The organism is Candidatus Viadribacter manganicus (assembly GCF_001679665.1).
Classification (GTDB): domain Bacteria; phylum Pseudomonadota; class Alphaproteobacteria; order Caulobacterales; family Aquidulcibacteraceae; genus Vitreimonas; species Vitreimonas manganica.
The window spans coordinates 2202739-2218017 of sequence record NZ_CP013244.1 but is presented as its reverse complement, the minus strand read 5'-3'; the positions used below and the strand labels follow the sequence as shown (position 1 = coordinate 2218017).

The 15279-nt window shown below is 62.2% G+C and carries 17 protein-coding genes and 1 riboswitch; of the genes, 6 read left to right on the top strand and 11 right to left on the bottom strand.

What is annotated here, in order from left to right; all coding sequences use genetic code 11:
- Positions 1-262: 262 nt before the first annotated feature.
- Positions 263-580 (bottom strand): hypothetical protein, encoded by a 318-nt coding sequence (locus tag ATE48_RS11430; protein WP_066771635.1) that lies wholly within the window; start codon positions 578-580, stop codon positions 263-265.
- A gap of 254 nt (positions 581-834) precedes the next feature.
- On the opposite strand from ATE48_RS11430, the gene ATE48_RS11425 reads away from it, so the two are divergent.
- On the top strand, positions 835-1095 hold the full coding sequence (locus ATE48_RS11425) for a hypothetical protein (protein ID WP_066771633.1): 261 nt from the start codon (positions 835-837) through the stop codon (positions 1093-1095).
- Between the two features lie 226 nt (positions 1096-1321).
- Positions 1322-3121 (top strand): long-chain-acyl-CoA synthetase, encoded by a 1800-nt coding sequence (locus ATE48_RS11420; RefSeq protein WP_066771632.1) that lies wholly within the window; start codon positions 1322-1324, stop codon positions 3119-3121.
- Here ATE48_RS11420 and ATE48_RS11415 read toward each other — a convergent pair.
- The 7 genes from ATE48_RS11415 to efp all read right to left on the bottom strand — a co-directional run bounded on the left by ATE48_RS11415 (position 3118) and on the right by efp (position 7981).
- Positions 3118-3885, bottom strand: a complete 768-nt coding sequence (locus tag ATE48_RS11415) for an ABC transporter ATP-binding protein (RefSeq protein ID WP_066771631.1) — start codon at positions 3883-3885, stop codon at positions 3118-3120. The genes ATE48_RS11420 and ATE48_RS11415 overlap by 4 nt on opposite strands.
- Complete coding sequence (locus ATE48_RS11410) at positions 3882-4847, bottom strand: FecCD family ABC transporter permease (protein ID WP_066771630.1); 966 nt, start codon at positions 4845-4847, stop codon at positions 3882-3884. Before ATE48_RS11410 ends, ATE48_RS11415 begins: the two co-directional genes overlap by 4 nt.
- Positions 4844-5641, bottom strand: a complete 798-nt coding sequence (locus ATE48_RS11405) for an ABC transporter substrate-binding protein (RefSeq protein ID WP_066771621.1) — start codon at positions 5639-5641, stop codon at positions 4844-4846. Before ATE48_RS11405 ends, ATE48_RS11410 begins: the two co-directional genes overlap by 4 nt.
- 28 nt (positions 5642-5669) lie before the next feature.
- A riboswitch (cobalamin riboswitch) is annotated at positions 5670-5833 on the bottom strand.
- A 15-nt stretch (positions 5834-5848) separates the two neighbouring features.
- Entirely contained in the window at positions 5849-6202 is a 354-nt protein-coding gene (gene arsC, locus ATE48_RS11400) for an arsenate reductase (glutaredoxin) (protein ID WP_066771619.1), read from the bottom strand.
- Positions 6202-6501, bottom strand: coding sequence for a hypothetical protein (locus tag ATE48_RS11395; RefSeq protein ID WP_066771616.1), 300 nt, complete (start codon positions 6499-6501; stop codon positions 6202-6204). The genes arsC and ATE48_RS11395 overlap by 1 nt, the downstream gene beginning before the upstream one ends.
- Positions 6501-7406, bottom strand: a complete 906-nt coding sequence (gene bla, locus ATE48_RS11390) for a class A beta-lactamase (protein WP_066771613.1) — start codon at positions 7404-7406, stop codon at positions 6501-6503. Before bla ends, ATE48_RS11395 begins: the two co-directional genes overlap by 1 nt.
- Positions 7406-7981 carry an elongation factor P gene (efp, locus tag ATE48_RS11385; RefSeq protein ID WP_066771611.1) on the bottom strand — a complete coding sequence of 192 codons (576 nt, stop codon included), beginning with the start codon at positions 7979-7981 and terminating at the stop codon, positions 7406-7408. Before efp ends, bla begins: the two co-directional genes overlap by 1 nt.
- Positions 7982-8200: 219 nt before the next feature.
- Between efp and epmA the strand changes: the two genes are divergently transcribed.
- Complete coding sequence (gene epmA / locus ATE48_RS11380; RefSeq protein WP_066771609.1) at positions 8201-9121, top strand: EF-P lysine aminoacylase EpmA; 921 nt, start codon at positions 8201-8203, stop codon at positions 9119-9121.
- Here the strand turns inward: epmA and ATE48_RS11375 are convergent.
- The gene (locus ATE48_RS11375) at positions 9090-9842 is read right to left on the bottom strand and encodes a ubiquinone/menaquinone biosynthesis methyltransferase (RefSeq protein ID WP_066771608.1); all 753 of its coding nucleotides are present in this window, start codon (positions 9840-9842) and stop codon (positions 9090-9092) included. The genes epmA and ATE48_RS11375 overlap by 32 nt on opposite strands.
- Before the next feature lie 45 nt (positions 9843-9887).
- On the opposite strand from ATE48_RS11375, the gene ATE48_RS11370 reads away from it, so the two are divergent.
- Together ATE48_RS11370 and ATE48_RS11365 are read left to right on the top strand one after the other, a co-directional pair.
- A complete protein-coding gene (locus ATE48_RS11370; protein WP_066771606.1) occupies positions 9888-10379 on the top strand; it encodes a GNAT family N-acetyltransferase in 492 nt (163 codons plus the stop codon).
- A 1-nt stretch (position 10380) separates the two neighbouring features.
- A complete protein-coding gene (locus ATE48_RS11365; protein ID WP_066771604.1) occupies positions 10381-11373 on the top strand; it encodes a lysine-2,3-aminomutase-like protein in 993 nt (330 codons plus the stop codon).
- On the opposite strand, the gene ATE48_RS11360 is transcribed toward ATE48_RS11365, so the two are convergent.
- Both ATE48_RS11360 and ATE48_RS11355 read right to left on the bottom strand, forming a co-directional pair.
- Positions 11374-12567, bottom strand: coding sequence for an MFS transporter (locus ATE48_RS11360; RefSeq protein WP_066771602.1), 1194 nt, complete (start codon positions 12565-12567; stop codon positions 11374-11376). It abuts the gene before it with no gap.
- Positions 12568-12619: 52 nt separating this feature from the next.
- Positions 12620-13690: an RsiV family protein gene (locus tag ATE48_RS11355; RefSeq protein WP_156767739.1), complete on the bottom strand. Its 1071-nt coding sequence runs from the start codon at positions 13688-13690 to the stop codon at positions 12620-12622.
- A gap of 118 nt (positions 13691-13808) precedes the next feature.
- Between ATE48_RS11355 and ATE48_RS11350 the strand changes: the two genes are divergently transcribed.
- The gene (locus ATE48_RS11350) at positions 13809-15230 is read left to right on the top strand and encodes a protein adenylyltransferase SelO family protein (RefSeq protein WP_066774941.1); all 1422 of its coding nucleotides are present in this window, start codon (positions 13809-13811) and stop codon (positions 15228-15230) included.
- The last annotated feature ends 49 nt before the right edge of the window (positions 15231-15279 follow it).

Below are 15279 nucleotides of genomic sequence, written 5' to 3'. Positions count from 1 at the left end.
GCAGCGCGGGACAGGGCGAGGGTGAGGAGCTCACCTTCAAACTCGACCCCTCACCCGCGCGCAAAGCGCGCGACCTCTCCCGCTCGGGGCGAGGTGGAAAGAGAGTGCACACGCGCCCACAGCAAGAAATAAATCCCTTGCGCCCCTGACATTCGTGCTGCGCGTCCCACGTGATCGCCCATGCTCGAACTCGAAGAACGGCCTGCCGTCCGCATCGAACCGGCAAAACTATGGCGCAACTGGTATTGGGTGATCGCGCCGATCAAGCTGCACGCGCCGATCCAAGCGATTTGCCTATGAACTGCGCCATCGTCAGGCGCTTGTCCTCCTTAGACCCCATCATCAAGAGGTCGAGGGCAGCATCCGTTGGAATTCCATAAAGCGGTCGCATCACGCCCGCGCAGGTCGGCGGACGTCCCTCACGAACGACAGTGTGCTCATCAATCACCGCAACCAAAGTGCGATCCGGCGGCGTGTATTGCAGAGCCGGCGTCTGGTCCGCCGCCGACATCTGCGTGACGCAACCGGCCAAAAGTGAAACCGCGCCTAAAGCTACGGCCGCGAAAAGCTGGCGTAGCATTTTTCCCCTAGAACTTCTCAAGCCGCCGACCTTAATCGCGCGCTCTAATGCGTCCAGAGGGCCCGAGCCAGTGTGCAAAACTTGCACACTCGAATTTCTGCGCCCAAACCCATTAGTACATCCCGAGCGCATACGTTTGCTGAAATGCCTGCGCGCCGCCAAAGCGCTGATGCGCCAGCTGCTGCAAGCCGGCAGGCGCATCGAAAGCGGATAAGCCGCTTGATCTGGTGCGCGCCGCCCCTCACCTATCTTTCATGCTCGGCCTTGCTCCTAAGCCCCAAACGAAGACGCCTCCGCCCGCGAAACGCTGGCGGAACTATTACCGCGTCTATCACGTGCTGACGCTCTATCGCGTCGGCACGGTGTTTCCGGGTATCCATGCCGGCCCTGACGCGTTCCCGAGCCAGGAATTGGCCGAACAGCACGCCAGCAACTTCCTCGCCGCCTTCAACCCGCCAGGGCGCTACATCATGGATTTCGTGGGCGCATTCCCCGAAGGCGACGCCGCAAACTAAACGGCGCCAAAACGCCTCGGGTTTGAAATAAACCCGCAACACCGCTGTTACGCGGCGCGCCTAGATCAGAGCCTCTTCGGAGGGCCCGATGAAACGCCTATTTGCTTACCTGATCACCGTGCTGCTCGCACTGACGCCGCTCCTGCCCGCACTCGCAGCCGCCGCGACCGCCTGACCGGTTCCGCTTCCGCGCGAACACGCTTACACGTCGCGCCGGAGGCAATGCATGGACCCGCTCCAGGGGATCGCGCGCGAAATCAGATTTCTGGACGGCCTCGCGCGCACTCTGTGGAGCGTGCGGAAAATCGATCCGGACTCCGATTTCCTGGTCTGCGACGATTTCGAGGAAGCGGTCGATACGTTCGCCGATCACACCGCTTTGGTGTTCGAAGGCGAGCGTTACACCTATCGCCAACTCGATGCGCTCGCGAACCGCTTTGCCGCCTGGGCCGACGCGCAAGGCTTAAAAGCCGGAGACAACGTCGCGCTGCTTTTGCCGAACCGCGCCGAATACGTGCCGGCCTGGGTCGGCCTCACCAAACTCGGCATCGCGGCTGCGTTGATCAACAACAACCTGACGGGCGCTGCGCTCGCGCACTGCCTATCGATCTCGAACGCCAGCCACGTCATCACCGACAACGAAGGCCTGGCCGCGACGGAAACGATCCGCGCCGGTCTGCCGCGCGTGTTATCCTACTGGATCATCGACGCGGAGTTTCCCACAGCGAATGACCGGCACGCACTCGATCTCAAATCACCAAAGCTCGCGCCCGAGCGCCCGCTACGCTCACGCCGCACCGGCCTGAAGGCGCGCGACGTCGCGCTCTACATCTACACCTCGGGCACCACCGGCATGCCCAAGGCCGCAAAGATCACCCACATGCGCGCGCAACTCTACATGCGCAGCTTCGCCGGCGCGACGAAGGCCAATGCCGAGGACAAAATCTACTGTGTCCTCCCTCTCTACCACGCCACGGGCGGCCTCTGCGGTGTCGGCTCGGCGTTGCTAAGAGGCGGCACCTTGGTGTTGCGCCGAAAATTCTCGGCGACGCACTTCTGGGGCGATGTGATCGAGAACGAATGCACGATGTTCGTCTATATCGGCGAGCTCTGCCGCTATCTCGTCAATCAAGATCCCAGCCCCGACGATCGCCGCCACCAACTCCGCCTCGCTTTTGGCAATGGCCTGCGCCCCGAAGTCTGGGAAGAATTCCAAGCCCGCTTCAACGTGCCTCGCGTCATGGAGTTCTACGGCTCCACCGAGGGCAACGTCTCGATGTTCAACTTCGATGGCCAACCGGGCGCCATCGGCCGCGTGCCGCCCTACCTGCAACGCAACTTCGCCGTCCGTCTCGTAAAGTTCGATGTCGAAACTGAAATGCCGGTCCGCGGCGAAGATGGTCTCTGCCAATTATGCGGCCCCGATGAACCCGGCGAAGCCGTTGGCCTCATCAAGGACGATGCCCGCCACAACTACACAGGCTACGCCGACAAGGCGGCGTCAGAACGCAAAATTTTGCGCGACGTTCTTGAAAAGGGCGACGCCTGGTTTCGCACCGGTGACCTGATGCGTCAGGACAAGGACGGCTACTTCTATTTCGTCGATCGCATCGGCGACACGTTCCGATGGAAAGGCGAAAACGTTTCAACCACCGAAGTCGCCGAAGTCATCTCGCGCTACCCTGGCGTCGACGAGGCGAGCGTTTACGGCGTCAAGATCGATCGCATCGATGGCCGCGCCGGCATGGCGGCGATCACACCGAGCGAAGAGTTCAAGATTGAAGGTCTCCGTGACTATCTAACCCGCGAGCTGCCAAGTTATGCGCGCCCGCTGTTCATCCGCATAGCGCCGGCGATCGAAACAACCGGCACCTTCAAGTATCGCAAGGTTGATCTCGTGCGCGATGGCTTTGATCCCGCGAAGATCGAGCAAGCCGTCTACTTCGCCCAACCCGATGAACAGCGTTATATATCGCTGACGCCTGCTCTTTACGTGCATATCCAATCTGGCGCATTCAAGCTTTAACGGTCGAAGACCGCCGCAAATGTATCTCCGACCCGCTCCAGCCGCGCCGCGCGGCCATAGGCAGCTTCAAGCACGGACGCCGTAAGCGCTTCTTCGGGAGCACCTTCGGCGATAATGGCGCCCGCTTTCATCAAGACAACCCGATCTGCAACGCTCGCAGCCAACGCGATGTCGTGGGTTGAAAACACAGCTGCGCCACCGGCTGCCGCGTGCGCCTCAAGGATCTCGGCAACGCCAAGCGATTGGGCTGGATCGAGCCCGGCGGTTGGCTCGTCGAGCAATAGAAGCGGTGCGTGCTGCGCCAGCGTCCGCGCTAGGTGTGCACGCGCCTTCTCACCACCTGAAAGCTCATCCATGCCGCGATGACGAAATTCGCTAAGCGAGCACGCCTTAATCGCAGCATCTACAGCGGCTTGATCAGCCGGCGCCAGCCGGTCGGGCACAGCGCCATGGGCGAAGCGCCCTAGCGCGACCAGCACCTCGACTTTGATCGGCCAAATCGATTGCGGGCGTTGTGGCAGGTAGGCGGCGCGAAGCGCGCGTTCGCGCGCGGTAAGTGTACGTGGGTCGGCGCCGCCGAGCCTCGTCTCTCCCGTTGCACCGATAAGTCCAAGTGCAGCGCGCATCAGCGATGTTTTTCCAGCGCCATTCGGACCTAGAATGGAAATGATCTCACCCCCACCGACATTCAGCGACACGCCCTGCAGCACCCTCGTGCGACCGAGGTCAGCGCTCACATCCTGGAGCGAAAGCAACACGCTCATGCGTGGCCCCCACGAGACCCAAGGCGCGCAGCGATAAGCGCAAAAGCCGGCCCGCCGATCAAAGCGGCGGCGACGCCAAGTTTGAGTTCGGTGTCAGTCGGCAACAGACGCACGCTGATATCAGCGCAGACCAAGAGCGCCCCGCCCGCGAAAGCGCTTGGCGCCAAGATCCGTGCTGGATCATGGCCCGCGATCGCGCGAACAAGATGGGGCGCGGCAATACCTACAAAGCCGATGATGCCCGCAACCGCTGTCGCTCCACCCGTACAAGCAGCAGCGCCCAAGACAACAAGCGTGCGCGTCGATGAAAGATTGGCGCCGATGGCTGCAGCGGATTCTTCACCAAGCGTGAGCGCTTGAAGACCGCGCGACGCAGCGAAGATGAGAACGGCGCCGATGGCGAGGAGGCCGCCAGCAAGCGCGACATGTTGCATTGAGCGGCCTTCCACCGAGCCGAGCGTCCAATTCACGAGGTCGGAGAGCGCGCCAGGGTTCGGCGCGAGATTGAGCGCCAGCGCAATGAGACCACCGGCGAAGCTAGAAAGGCCAACACCTATTAATACGAGGCTAGCTGGTCCGCGCGCCGCCCATCCCAGCGTGGTAACAACGAGGGCCGCGGCCAGCGCGAACGACACCGCCAGAGCCGGCGCCAGCGCCGCAGAGCCGAAGACGAACGCGATGACGGCGCCGAGTGCGGCAAAACCGGAAAGACCCAGGACCCCGGAATCCGCGAGTGGGTTGCGGAGCAAACCTTGGAGGGCTGCGCCCGACAGTCCGAGCGCCGCGCCGGCAAGCCAGGCGCAAAGCGCACGCGGCAGGCGGATGTCAAAAACAATGGTGCGCGTCGCTTGATCGGGAGCGAACGGATCGGAGAGCACGATCGGTCCGAGCCAGAGCGCCGCGAACAGCGCCGCTAGGCTTAACGCCGCAAGGACAAAAGTGGTGCGAAGCGCGGTATTCATGGGCCGAGCGCCCGCGCGATCAATTCGGCGGCGTCGACTGCATACCAAGCTTCGCAAGAGATCGTTGCAGGCGGCAGCGCCACGGTGCGGGTACGCGAAAGCGCGCGTTGAAGCGCCGGATGCTGCGATGGCGACCAAGCATTCAAGCGGTCACGGCTGCTGCCGAAAAAGCCGAGTGCGATGAGCGCTGGCGGCGTTTCCACCAATTGCTCGAGCGGCAGCACCGCCCAACTCTCTTCAGTGCGAAGATTGCGACCGCCGGCTGCAGTGATAACGGCGTCCATCATCGTGCCGCGACCAGCGACGGCGCCGCCACCCGAGAGGTACATCACAGGCGAACGCCGCTGATGTAAAGCCAGCCGCGCGAGGCGCGTGTCAAGGTCACGCGCAAGAGCTTGCCCGCGCCCCGGGTGACCTAGCACTTGCGCAGCTTCGATAAGATTCGCGCGTGCCGCTGGAAAATTGGGCGTGCCACCCACCTGCAGTACTGGCACGTCAAAACGCCCATACGCCTCGGCCGCGTCCCAAGGTCCGCCCCAATTGCGAATGACGAGATCCGGCCGCAGCGCCAGCACTTCTTCGAGCGTGCCGCGCGTTTGGCGGATTCCGCGCGCGCGTTCGCGGAAGTAGGAATCATCACGCAGCGAACCTCGCGACAGCGCCGCAATCTGATCTCGGTCGGCAAGAGCCAGGACGAATTGATCGGCGCAATAGTCGAGGCTGACAATGCGGCGCGGCTCGGCGTGCGCGGGTAACGCACAGGCGAATGCTAACGCTGCAATGAGCCACCGCACGATACGACCTCCACAGCCACATCCCGGGCCAAAGGCTTTCATGCCGGCAGGTCTTCTGGCTTGCGGGTCGATGCGCGCTGACCCCTTCCCGGATTGCTCCAGTGGTAATGGTCAACGAACTCGCCGCGTACAGCTGCGGGAGCAGCCGCGGAATTAAACCGCGTTCCCTTAACCGGCGGGCGATGTGTACGCCGTGCGCCAAGCGCGTCAAAGGATTTCGCGCACACTTTCCTTAGGACGAGCGAGCAACGCGCCTTTGGATGTGACGACAATCGGACGATTCACCAGAACCGGGCGCTCCACCATCGCATCGATGAGCTTTGCATCGCTAACTTTTAGGTCGAGCAGGCCAAGCTCCTCCGCCTCACCCGCATTCGTCCGCAAGGCTTGACGAGCGGTGATGCCAGCAGCCGCGAAAAGGTCCTTGAGCTGCTTCTTGGTCCAGCCGACTTTGAGATACTCCACGACCTCAGCCTTGTAGCCGGCCGCCTCGATCATCTCGAGCACTTGGCGCGAAGTGGAGCATTTCGGATTGTGATAGATGGTGGCCTTCTTCGCCATCAATAATCTTCCTCGTCACTCTCATCCATCGGGAAGAAGGAGAAGTTGTCGTCGATGTCGACAGGTTCGGCGACTTGCTCGACTTCTTCGAACACGATGCGCGATTGCAGATCGCTCCAATCGCCCGGCGGCGGTTGGAGGTCTTCATCTTCGAACAAGAGTTCCGAGCACAGCGCCTCGGCCTCGCCCTGGGTCGGTGCTTCGATATAGCGCGTGGTGTAGAATCCTACGATCTCGACGTTGTTATCGAGAATGACGGGAAAGTCCTCGCCGCACGCGAAGAGACGATACCAAGCCATTAGCTGAATTGCTCCACGATGATGCGCGCGATCTCGGCGTGCGCGGCGTTGCGCTGGGCGGGTTCGACGGTGCTGCCATGCAAATAGCTTGCGATCACGATCGGGGCGCCGTTTGGCGGCCACGCGATGGCGACATCGTTTGTGGCGTTGTTCTCGCCGTGCCACGTGCCTGTTTTGTCACCAACACGCCACGAGGATGGAATGCCGGCGCGGAGCCGCTCACGTCCGGTCGGACTTTCAACCATCCAACCGATGATACGTTCGCGATGCGACCCCGAAAGAATGGTTTCCGGCACAGCTCCGGTTTCCAGCAGAATACGTTGCAGCGTGCGCACCATGGCGTCAGGCGTCGTCGTGTCGCGCTCTTCGCCTAGCGGAACAACATTCAGTTCCGGTTCAATGCGATCGAGACGCGTGATGCCATCACCGGTGCTGCGTATGAAGTTCGTGAGCCCTGGAGGGCCGTCGGCGATGCGCAACAGCAAGTTGGCGGCGGTGTTATCGCTCACGACGACGGCGGCGCGGCACAGCTCCAGGATGCTCATGTCGCCGGCGCCATTCACGATGTTTGCGCGCGTTACCGGCGCATAATCGAGCAGATCTGCTTCGGTGTAACGCATCCGCTGGTCGCGATAATCCGGGAGATGCGAGTCGAAGTGCAACATATGAGCGGCCAGAAGCCACTTGAACGTTGAGCACATCGCGAAACGCTCTTGGATGCGACGGCCGATCCAATCCCCGGTGGCCGTGTTCAAAGCCGCGACACCAACGCGTCCGCCAATGCGCCGCTCGATCGTAGCAAAGCGCGGATCGTTTGGCGGCGGCGTGTAGGCAGCGGTCGGATTGAGCGGCGCGCACGCGCCGAGCGCGGCGGCGCCCAGCAACGTTTCGCGACGCGTCAGCATCAATCCTTCGCACGCTCGACGTAGGAGCCGTCTTCGGTCGAAATGACGACGCGCGTGCCGGCTTCGATGTGGGGCGGAACCATCGTCTTGACGCCTATGTCGAGCATAGCGGGCTTGTACGAAGAGGAGGCGGTTTGCCCCTTCACCACCGGTTCGGTGGTGTCGATCACAGCAGTGATGCGCGGCGGCAGTTCGATGGAGAGCGCCTGACCTTCATACATGGTGAGGTCAACGACCATTTCCGGCTGCAGATATGCGACGCTATCGCCGACCATGTCCTTCGAGAGGTGCACCTGATCGAAAGTGGTTGGATTCATGAAGACGAGGCCGGCGTCGCCGTCATCGAACAAATAAGTGTGCTTGATCTGCTCGACGAAGGCCTTCTCCAGACCGTCGGTGGTCTTGTGGACGGCGGTGGTCTTCACGCCATCGGTGATGCGGCGCATGACGATCGTAGTCGTCGGCGTGCCCTTGCCAGGGCGGAAGGTTTCGTGGCTCAACACGACGTAAAGCTTGCCGTCCTCGTGCTCGAGAACGTTGCCTTTGCGGACGTCGCTGGCGATGACTTTGACCACGTAAACCTCACTTGCCGCCGGGCTGCCGGCGGTCCTGAAATACCCGAAAGGACCAGAATTGAGGGCTTCTCTAGCCAGATTTGAGCATTTGGCAAAGCGGCGCACTGCCTCCCCCTCCTCTCGAGAGAAAGGGGTCGGGGGGTGGGACGGCGCGCAAGGTCTTCCAATGCCGGCGATTCACCCCGCCCCGCGCCCCCTCGCCCCAAGGCGAGGCGAACAATGAGCACGCCGTTCTGGGACAAGGCTCGCCACCAGGACAGGCGGCCGTTTTTGGAGGCGCGGGCGGCGATCCAGCGCGCCGTGCGTGAATGGTTCTGGGCGCGAGGATTCACCGAAGCCGATCCCAACATGCTCACCGTTTCGCCGGGAGCGGAGACGCACATCGATGCGTTTGAGGTAGGCTCGCATTACCTGCATACGAGCCCCGAATTCGCGATGAAGAAGCTACTGGCGGCAGGCGAGCGGAAACTCTTCTTCCTCGGCAAAACCTGGCGGCGCGGCGAAACCGGGCCGCTGCACGCGCCCGAATTTACGATGATCGAATGGTATCGCGCCAACGCGCCTTACGAAGAGATCATGGACGATTGCGTGGAGATCGTGCGCGTGGCGGCGCGCGCGGCGGGGAGCGCAATGCTCACCTGGCGCGAGCGGAGCTGCGACCCATTCACGGCGGCCGAACGGATCAGCGTGCGCGATGCGTTTTCGCAGCTTTGCCCAATCTCCATGCCGGCGGATAGCGATGCATTCTCGGCGGCTTTGGTGCAGCACGTTGAGCCACAGCTTGGCGATGGCGCACTGACGCTCTTGAAAGAATATCCAATCTCAGAGGCGGCTCTGGCGCGGCGGAGCGCGCATGATGCGAGCGTGGCGGAGAGGTTTGAGCTCTATGCTTGCGGTGTCGAGCTTGCAAACGGGTTCGGAGAACTCGCTGATCCAATAGAGCAACGCGCGCGGCTTGTGGCGGCGATGGACGAGAAGGCGAAGCGCTACGGGACACGCTGGCCGATCGATGAGGATTTTTTAACGGCGCTCGCGCACATGCCGTCATCGAGCGGCGTGGCCATGGGATTTGACCGCGTCGTGATGCTGGCGACGGGGGCGCGGCATATCAATGATGTGCTGTGGACGCCGGCAGGTTAGCGGGTTTTACACCGCGATGGATGGCGACAATGCCGAGCGTCAGGTTTTTGAATGTGACATTCTCGAAGCCGATCGCTTCCAGCTCACGCGCGAAATCGCGTTGCGGTGGAAAATCATGCACACCGCGTAGCAGGTAATTGTAGGCGCTAGCGTCACCACCGGTGGCGATGCGTGCGATCGTCGGCAAGCACCAGTCCATGTATAGCAAATAGGCTTGGTGCAGCGGCTCGAAGGGGATGCGCGCGGCTTCAAGACAGTAGAAAATGCCGCCTGGCTTCAGCACGCGCATCGCTTCGCTCATGACGCGGGCTCGATCACAAATCTTCATACCAAAAGAGATCGAATAAGTATCAACGCTAGCGTCCGGAAGATCGAGTGCGTGAGCATCCAGAGTGCGGAACTCAACGCGCGTGGCGCCCTTAAGCTTCTTCTTAGCTTGCGCCAACATCTGTGCGGAAATGTCGGTGACAAGGATGCGCTGTGGACCACCGTCGTTGCGCAGCAATCGAACGGGAATGTCGCCAGTGCCAGAGGCAACATCGAGCGCTAACGCGCCTTTCTCTCGCGCTATGTGGCCGGCGATGCGATCCTTCCAGATGCGATGTGCAAATAAGCTAAAAGCGTCGCAAAGACGGTCGTAACGTACGGCAATGCGACCGAACACGTCATCCGACTGCGGATCAAAGTGCGCGGCGTTGGTGTCAGCTTCGGCAGCGTCCATGACCTAGCTCTGGCGAAAGCCGTCCGTGGCGTCTAGGCAGAGTTGATGATCCGCGACGTCACGCCTTCGGACTGCGCCGCCATCCGCCAAGTGGTGCGGCACGCTTTCGGGCAGGATGACGAGGCCAATCTTGTCGAGCAGTTGCGGGCCGACGGCGATGACCTGGCTGAACTGGTGGCGGCGAGTGAGATCGCGATCCAGGCGCACATTCTCTACTCGCTTTTGACGATAGTGCGCGGCGGCAAAACGCTTCGCGCTGCGGCATTAGCGCCTGTCTCGGTTTTGCCTGCGTTTCAAAAGGGCGGTCTCGGCGGCGAATTGATCCGCGCCGGCAACGCGCGATGCGCTGAATTGGGGTGCGTTGCGATCATTGTGCTGGGGCACGCGGAGTATTATCCACGCTTCGGTTTCTCGCCCGCATTAGCGGAATCGCTGCAAGCTCCCTTCTCCGGGCCGCACTTCATGGCGCTGGAGATCGAGCCGGGCGCACTCGCGGGCGGCGGTAAGGTTGAGTACGCGAAAGCGTTTGGGATTTGAGATGAGCGCGAAGGCGAAGATTGATCCGCTGGCGGAGGTAGCTAGCCGCTACGCCGTCGCAATCACGTCGGCGATGGAAGCGCTGATCGATCCAACAAGCCCGAACGATCCAATCGCGGCACAGTTTCAGCCCGACGCACGAGAGCTTGAGACTGCACTTGATGAACTCAGCGATCCGATTGGCGATGATGCGCATACGCCCGTGAAGGGCGTGGTGCATCGCTATCCCGATCGCGCGCTGCTGAAGCTGGTGCATGTCTGCCCTGTCTATTGCCGCTTCTGCTTTCGGCGCGAGATGGTGGGGCCGGATGGCGACGGCACGCTGACCGGCGCCGAGCTGGAAGCTGCGCTTTCATATATCGAGAGCCAACCCAGTATCTGGGAAGTGATCCTGACCGGCGGCGATCCCTTCTTGCTATCGGCGCGGCGCGTGCGCGAGATCACGGCGCGGCTAGCGGCTATTGCGCACGTCAAGATCATCCGCTGGCACACGCGCATTCCGGCGGTTGATCCGATGCGGGTGACGCCGGATTTGGTTGAAGCACTACGCGTCGAGGGCGCGACGACCTATGTCGTGCTGCACACGAACCATGTGCACGAGTTGACGGATCAGGCGCGCGCGGCAATTGCGCGGATCGTCGATAGCGGCGTGCCAATGCTGTCGCAGACAGTACTACTGAGAGACGTGAACGACGATGTCGATACGCTCGAAGCTCTCATGCGGGCTTTAGTCGAGGCGCGGGTGAAACCTTACTATTTGCATCACCTCGACAAGGCGCCGGGAACGTCGCACTTCCGGTGCACGATCGAACGTGGGCAGGAATTGGCGCAGGCGCTGCATGAGCGTGCGTCGGGCCTAGCGCAGCCAGCTTACGTTCTGGATATTCCCGGCGGACACGGCAAAGCGCCTTTGGCGGCGCAAGCAGTGCGCGAAACTGATGACGGCTACGAAGTGCGCGACCGCGATGGCGTTTGGCGCGCGTACAAGGAATAATCAGCGCGCCTGACCGAAGGCTTCCTTAGCAGGTTCGCCGAGCGTCACGAACAACGCAGCCATAATCAAGACGGCGGCCATCGCAAACGGCGCGGCTGAGCCCAACTGATCGAACAATGCACCCGCGCCAAGCGGACCAGCAACGCGCCCCAGCGCGGACGCCGATTGCGACAGCCCCATAACTTCGCCGCGCTCATCCTCGGCGGCTTGCGCGGCGATAAGCGAATTCAGCGCCGGCGTTGCGAGGCCAATGCCGATAACGAGAGCCGTAAGTGAGGCGGCCATGGTCGGCGCCTCGTGCGAGACTGCGAGCCCCGCGAAGCCAGCAGCAAAAAGCGTGAGGCCGATGAGCAGCGTCATGCGCTCACCGAGAACGCGCGCCGCCCTGCCCGCGCCTCCGCCTTGCAGTAGCACCGCGCCAACGCCGAGCGCCGCGAGCGTCCAGCCAACCTCGCGCGGACCCCATTGCAATTCGGCGTCTGCCCAGAGGCCGAACGTGGTTTCCATCAGCGCCTGCGCGGCAATCGCGAGGAAGGTGACGACGACAAAGCGCAACAGTGACGGACGCGAGGCCAACAACGTAAAGCGGCTACGGCGTCGCGCCCCGGGCTGGGTCCGCGCCTCTGGCGTGAGGCTTTCACGGAAGAATACGAGCGCCGCGAGAGCAGCGAGACCGGCAAGCGCGGCGGACGCGTAGCAAACAGTGACGAAACTCTCGCGCGTTGGCTCGTGACCAATTAAGAACGCGCCAAAGGCCGGGCCAGCGATGAAACCGAAGCCGACGGCGGCGCCGAGCAGACCCATATTGCGCGCGCGCGTTTTGTCATCGGCAAGATCGGCCGCGGCGGCGAAGGCGGCGCCCACATTGCCCGCCATCAGCCCTCCGAAAAGACGCGCGGCGCCGAGATCATAGACGGTGTTGGCGTGCGCGATCCAAAAATAGGAAACGACGCCACCAAGAAGACCGACAATCAAAATGGGTTTGCGGCCGATACGGTCACTGAGCCTGCCCCACAACGGCGAGGAAACGAGCTGACCGAACGAATAAGCACCCATGGCGATCGTAGTCGCCGTCGGAGTGGCGCCGAGATCGAGCGAGAGGAACGGAAAGATCGGCAGAAAGATGCCGAAGCCGGTCATGCCGATGAGCACGACGCTAGCCAGAGCGAGGATCGAACCGGTGCGCGAATCCATGGTGTTGGTTAGCGCAATCGCGCAGCGCTTTGGAGCGCGACATCTCCACCCATTAGACGGCGGCGCGGATCGGCGCGGGCGCCGCGGGGTTCAGGTACGGGCGCAGGTCCGTCCAGGGGATCGTGACCTCGATGCCGCCGTCGGCGTGCGAACCGCCGAACGAGAGCGGCGGAAACATGAGGACAAGCCCCTGCTCTGTGATGAGCCAGAGGTGCGGCTTAGTCGCAGTCTCATAAACATCGCGGCGGGGCGGGAAGTTGGTGTAATCGGGAAACTCGCGCGCGATACGGGCGACGGCGCGGTCAGTGATGAAATCCTGCCAACCCGAAGCGGCGCGGAAAACGTCCGCTTCCGTAAGCAAGCGTCCGCCATCGCTCATGACCACGGTGACAGCCTTCACTGTATTGGTGGCGTTGGCGGCGGCGATCGAGTCGGCGCTGATAATGAACTTGACCGAGATCAGCTCCTGGCCAGCGTAAGCGATCGAGTAATTGACGTTCTCATTGGTGGCGTCGCCCAACTGAAACTGCGGCTGCTGCGCGACGAGTTCGTTGAAGCGGCGGATCTCCGCGGTCTGCGGGCCGTCGATGCGCGGAAAGCGAATGTCGCGCTCGACCGCGACCGGGGCGGATCCACCCATCGCGGACGCGACCTCGGCGGTCACTGGCGTGGCGTCGACGAGCTCCATACGTTGGAAGGTGTAGCCGCCAACTTCCTGCACGGCGGTTTGCGCATCCTGAGCGCGCGCGCGGAACGCCGCTTCCAGGCAGCGTTGCTGGTCCTGGTCTGGCTGGGCCTCGGCATCGATAATCCCGCACGTCACGCGCGCGGCCTCGCGCCAGCGGTTTTGATTTTGGATAAGCAGCGTCGTGCCGGCGTCCGATATCGAGGCCGATTCAGCGACGAGGGTTTGGCGGACCTGACTATCGAGTGCGGCGAGCGATGTGTTTTCACACACGCGTTGAGCGAATTCGCCGCCATCTTCGCCGCAGACATCGAGCGCCGCAGCGACACGCTCAGCAGAGCTGCGCTCGGTCTTGGCGCCGTTCGCGTTTTCAGTGCACGCGCCGAGCGTCACGAAGGCGAAAACCGCGCCGACAATGCTCAAAGTGTGCGCCGACATAAGTCCCACGACCCTTCCGTCGCCCCCGCCAATTGATTGCCACAAACCGCCGCGCTCGTCACGGCCCATCGCGTGAATGACGCATGACTTCTCGCCCGCACGCGCCTAGATGAACCTCATGCCCGTCACGGCGCGTTACCGGCCCGATCCTCTCTTCGCGACACTCGGGCAAGAATTTGCCGATCCAGTGGCGCCAGCGCGATTTCCACAGCATGCATTACGCTGGCGGAACCAACGCTGGGCGACGCGTGTGGGGCTCGACGCGCTGAGCGAGGCCGAGTGGGAAGCGCATTTTGCACGCTTTGAAGCGCTGCCGGAAAATATGAGCCAACCACTGGCGATGCGTTATCACGGGCATCAATTCAGAACCTACAATCCCGACATTGGCGACGGCCGCGGATTCTTGTTCGCGCAATTGCGAGATAACGACGGCCGCTTGCTCGATCTCGCGACGAAAGGCTCGGGGCAAACACCGTACTCACGTTTCGGTGATGGGCGCCTGACGCTGAAGGGCGGCGTGCGCGAGGTTCTGGCGGGGGAGATGCTGGAGGCGTTGGGCGTTTATACGTCCAAACCGTTCTCGCTCTTCGAGACCGGCGAGCAGCTTCACCGCGGCGATGAGCCCTCGCCGACGCGCTCATCTGTTCTGGTGCGCCTCTCACACAGTCACATCCGGTTTGGAACTTTCCAACGGGTTGCTTATTTCGAGCGGCGAGACTTGATGCAGACGCTGATCGAGCATTGCTGCACAGCGTATTATCCGCGCCATCGCGCCTTAGAGGGCGAAGCGCGTGCGGCTGCGTTGTTTGGCGATGTGGTCGAGGCAAACGCACGGCTCGCCGGCAGTTGGATGGCGGCTGGTTTTGTACACGGTGTTCTGAACACCGATAATCTCAACATCGCGGGCGAAAGCTTCGATTATGGGCCCTGGCGGTTCGTGCCAGTCAGCGATCCGGCGTTTACGGCAGCGTATTTCGATCAAAATGGGCTCTATGCGTTTGGGCGCCAGCCCGAAGCGGTGTCGTGGGCGCTGGCGCAGCTTGGCGGCGCGATGAGCCTCGTTTGTTCGGCGCACTTGCTGGAAGCGGAGTTGCATCGGTTTGGCGCGGCGTATCAGATCGGCCTGCGCGACGGTGTGTTCGCCCGCCTCAATCTGATCGAGGGCGAGATGGGCGCCGACATGCAGTTTCTTTCCGAGCTGTTCGCATGGCTGACGGAGAGCCAAGCTGGTTGGGATCAGTTCTTCTTCGATTGGTATGGCGGCGAAGCGAGCGCCGCCCGCGCCGCGGCAAGTCCTCAGGCCGCGCTTTATGCGGACACGGACTTTGCGCCAATCCGTAGCGGCATGGCCGGGCGCACCGGCGCAAGCGCCAGCGAATTTCTGCGCCACCCCTACTTCCAACGCGACACTCCGGCGACACTCATCATCGACGAAGTAGAGAAGGTGTGGGCGCCGATTGCCGAAAGCGATGACTGGTCATGGTACGAGGCAAAGCTGCGTGACATTGCGTCCCTGCGCGAGGCGCTCGGCCCGTCATAGCACTGTCGCATCGGCGACGTAGGCGTGCGGCGACTCTATAGGGCGGTGC

What these genes read in the sequence shown, in the direction of transcription:
- ATE48_RS11430 (WP_066771635.1), bottom strand. Translation starts at nt 580, where the DNA reads ATGCTACGCCAGCTTTTCGCGGCCGTAGCTTTAGGCGCGGTTTCACTT.
- ATE48_RS11425 (WP_066771633.1), top strand. Translation starts at nt 835, where the DNA reads ATGCTCGGCCTTGCTCCTAAGCCCCAAACGAAGACGCCTCCGCCCGCG.
- ATE48_RS11420 (WP_066771632.1), top strand. Translation starts at nt 1,322, where the DNA reads ATGGACCCGCTCCAGGGGATCGCGCGCGAAATCAGATTTCTGGACGGC.
- ATE48_RS11415 (WP_066771631.1), bottom strand. Translation starts at nt 3,885, where the DNA reads ATGAGCGTGTTGCTTTCGCTCCAGGATGTGAGCGCTGACCTCGGTCGC.
- ATE48_RS11410 (WP_066771630.1), bottom strand. Translation starts at nt 4,847, where the DNA reads ATGAATACCGCGCTTCGCACCACTTTTGTCCTTGCGGCGTTAAGCCTA.
- arsC (WP_066771619.1), bottom strand. Translation starts at nt 6,202, where the DNA reads ATGGCGAAGAAGGCCACCATCTATCACAATCCGAAATGCTCCACTTCG.
- ATE48_RS11395 (WP_066771616.1), bottom strand. Translation starts at nt 6,501, where the DNA reads ATGGCTTGGTATCGTCTCTTCGCGTGCGGCGAGGACTTTCCCGTCATT.
- bla (WP_066771613.1), bottom strand. Translation starts at nt 7,406, where the DNA reads ATGCTGACGCGTCGCGAAACGTTGCTGGGCGCCGCCGCGCTCGGCGCG.
- epmA (WP_066771609.1), top strand. Translation starts at nt 8,201, where the DNA reads ATGAGCACGCCGTTCTGGGACAAGGCTCGCCACCAGGACAGGCGGCCG.
- ATE48_RS11375 (WP_066771608.1), bottom strand. Translation starts at nt 9,842, where the DNA reads ATGGACGCTGCCGAAGCTGACACCAACGCCGCGCACTTTGATCCGCAG.
- ATE48_RS11370 (WP_066771606.1), top strand. Translation starts at nt 9,888, where the DNA reads ATGATCCGCGACGTCACGCCTTCGGACTGCGCCGCCATCCGCCAAGTG.
- ATE48_RS11365 (WP_066771604.1), top strand. Translation starts at nt 10,381, where the DNA reads ATGAGCGCGAAGGCGAAGATTGATCCGCTGGCGGAGGTAGCTAGCCGC.
- ATE48_RS11360 (WP_066771602.1), bottom strand. Translation starts at nt 12,567, where the DNA reads ATGGATTCGCGCACCGGTTCGATCCTCGCTCTGGCTAGCGTCGTGCTC.
- ATE48_RS11355 (WP_156767739.1), bottom strand. Translation starts at nt 13,690, where the DNA reads ATGTCGGCGCACACTTTGAGCATTGTCGGCGCGGTTTTCGCCTTCGTG.
- ATE48_RS11350 (WP_066774941.1), top strand. Translation starts at nt 13,809, where the DNA reads ATGCCCGTCACGGCGCGTTACCGGCCCGATCCTCTCTTCGCGACACTC.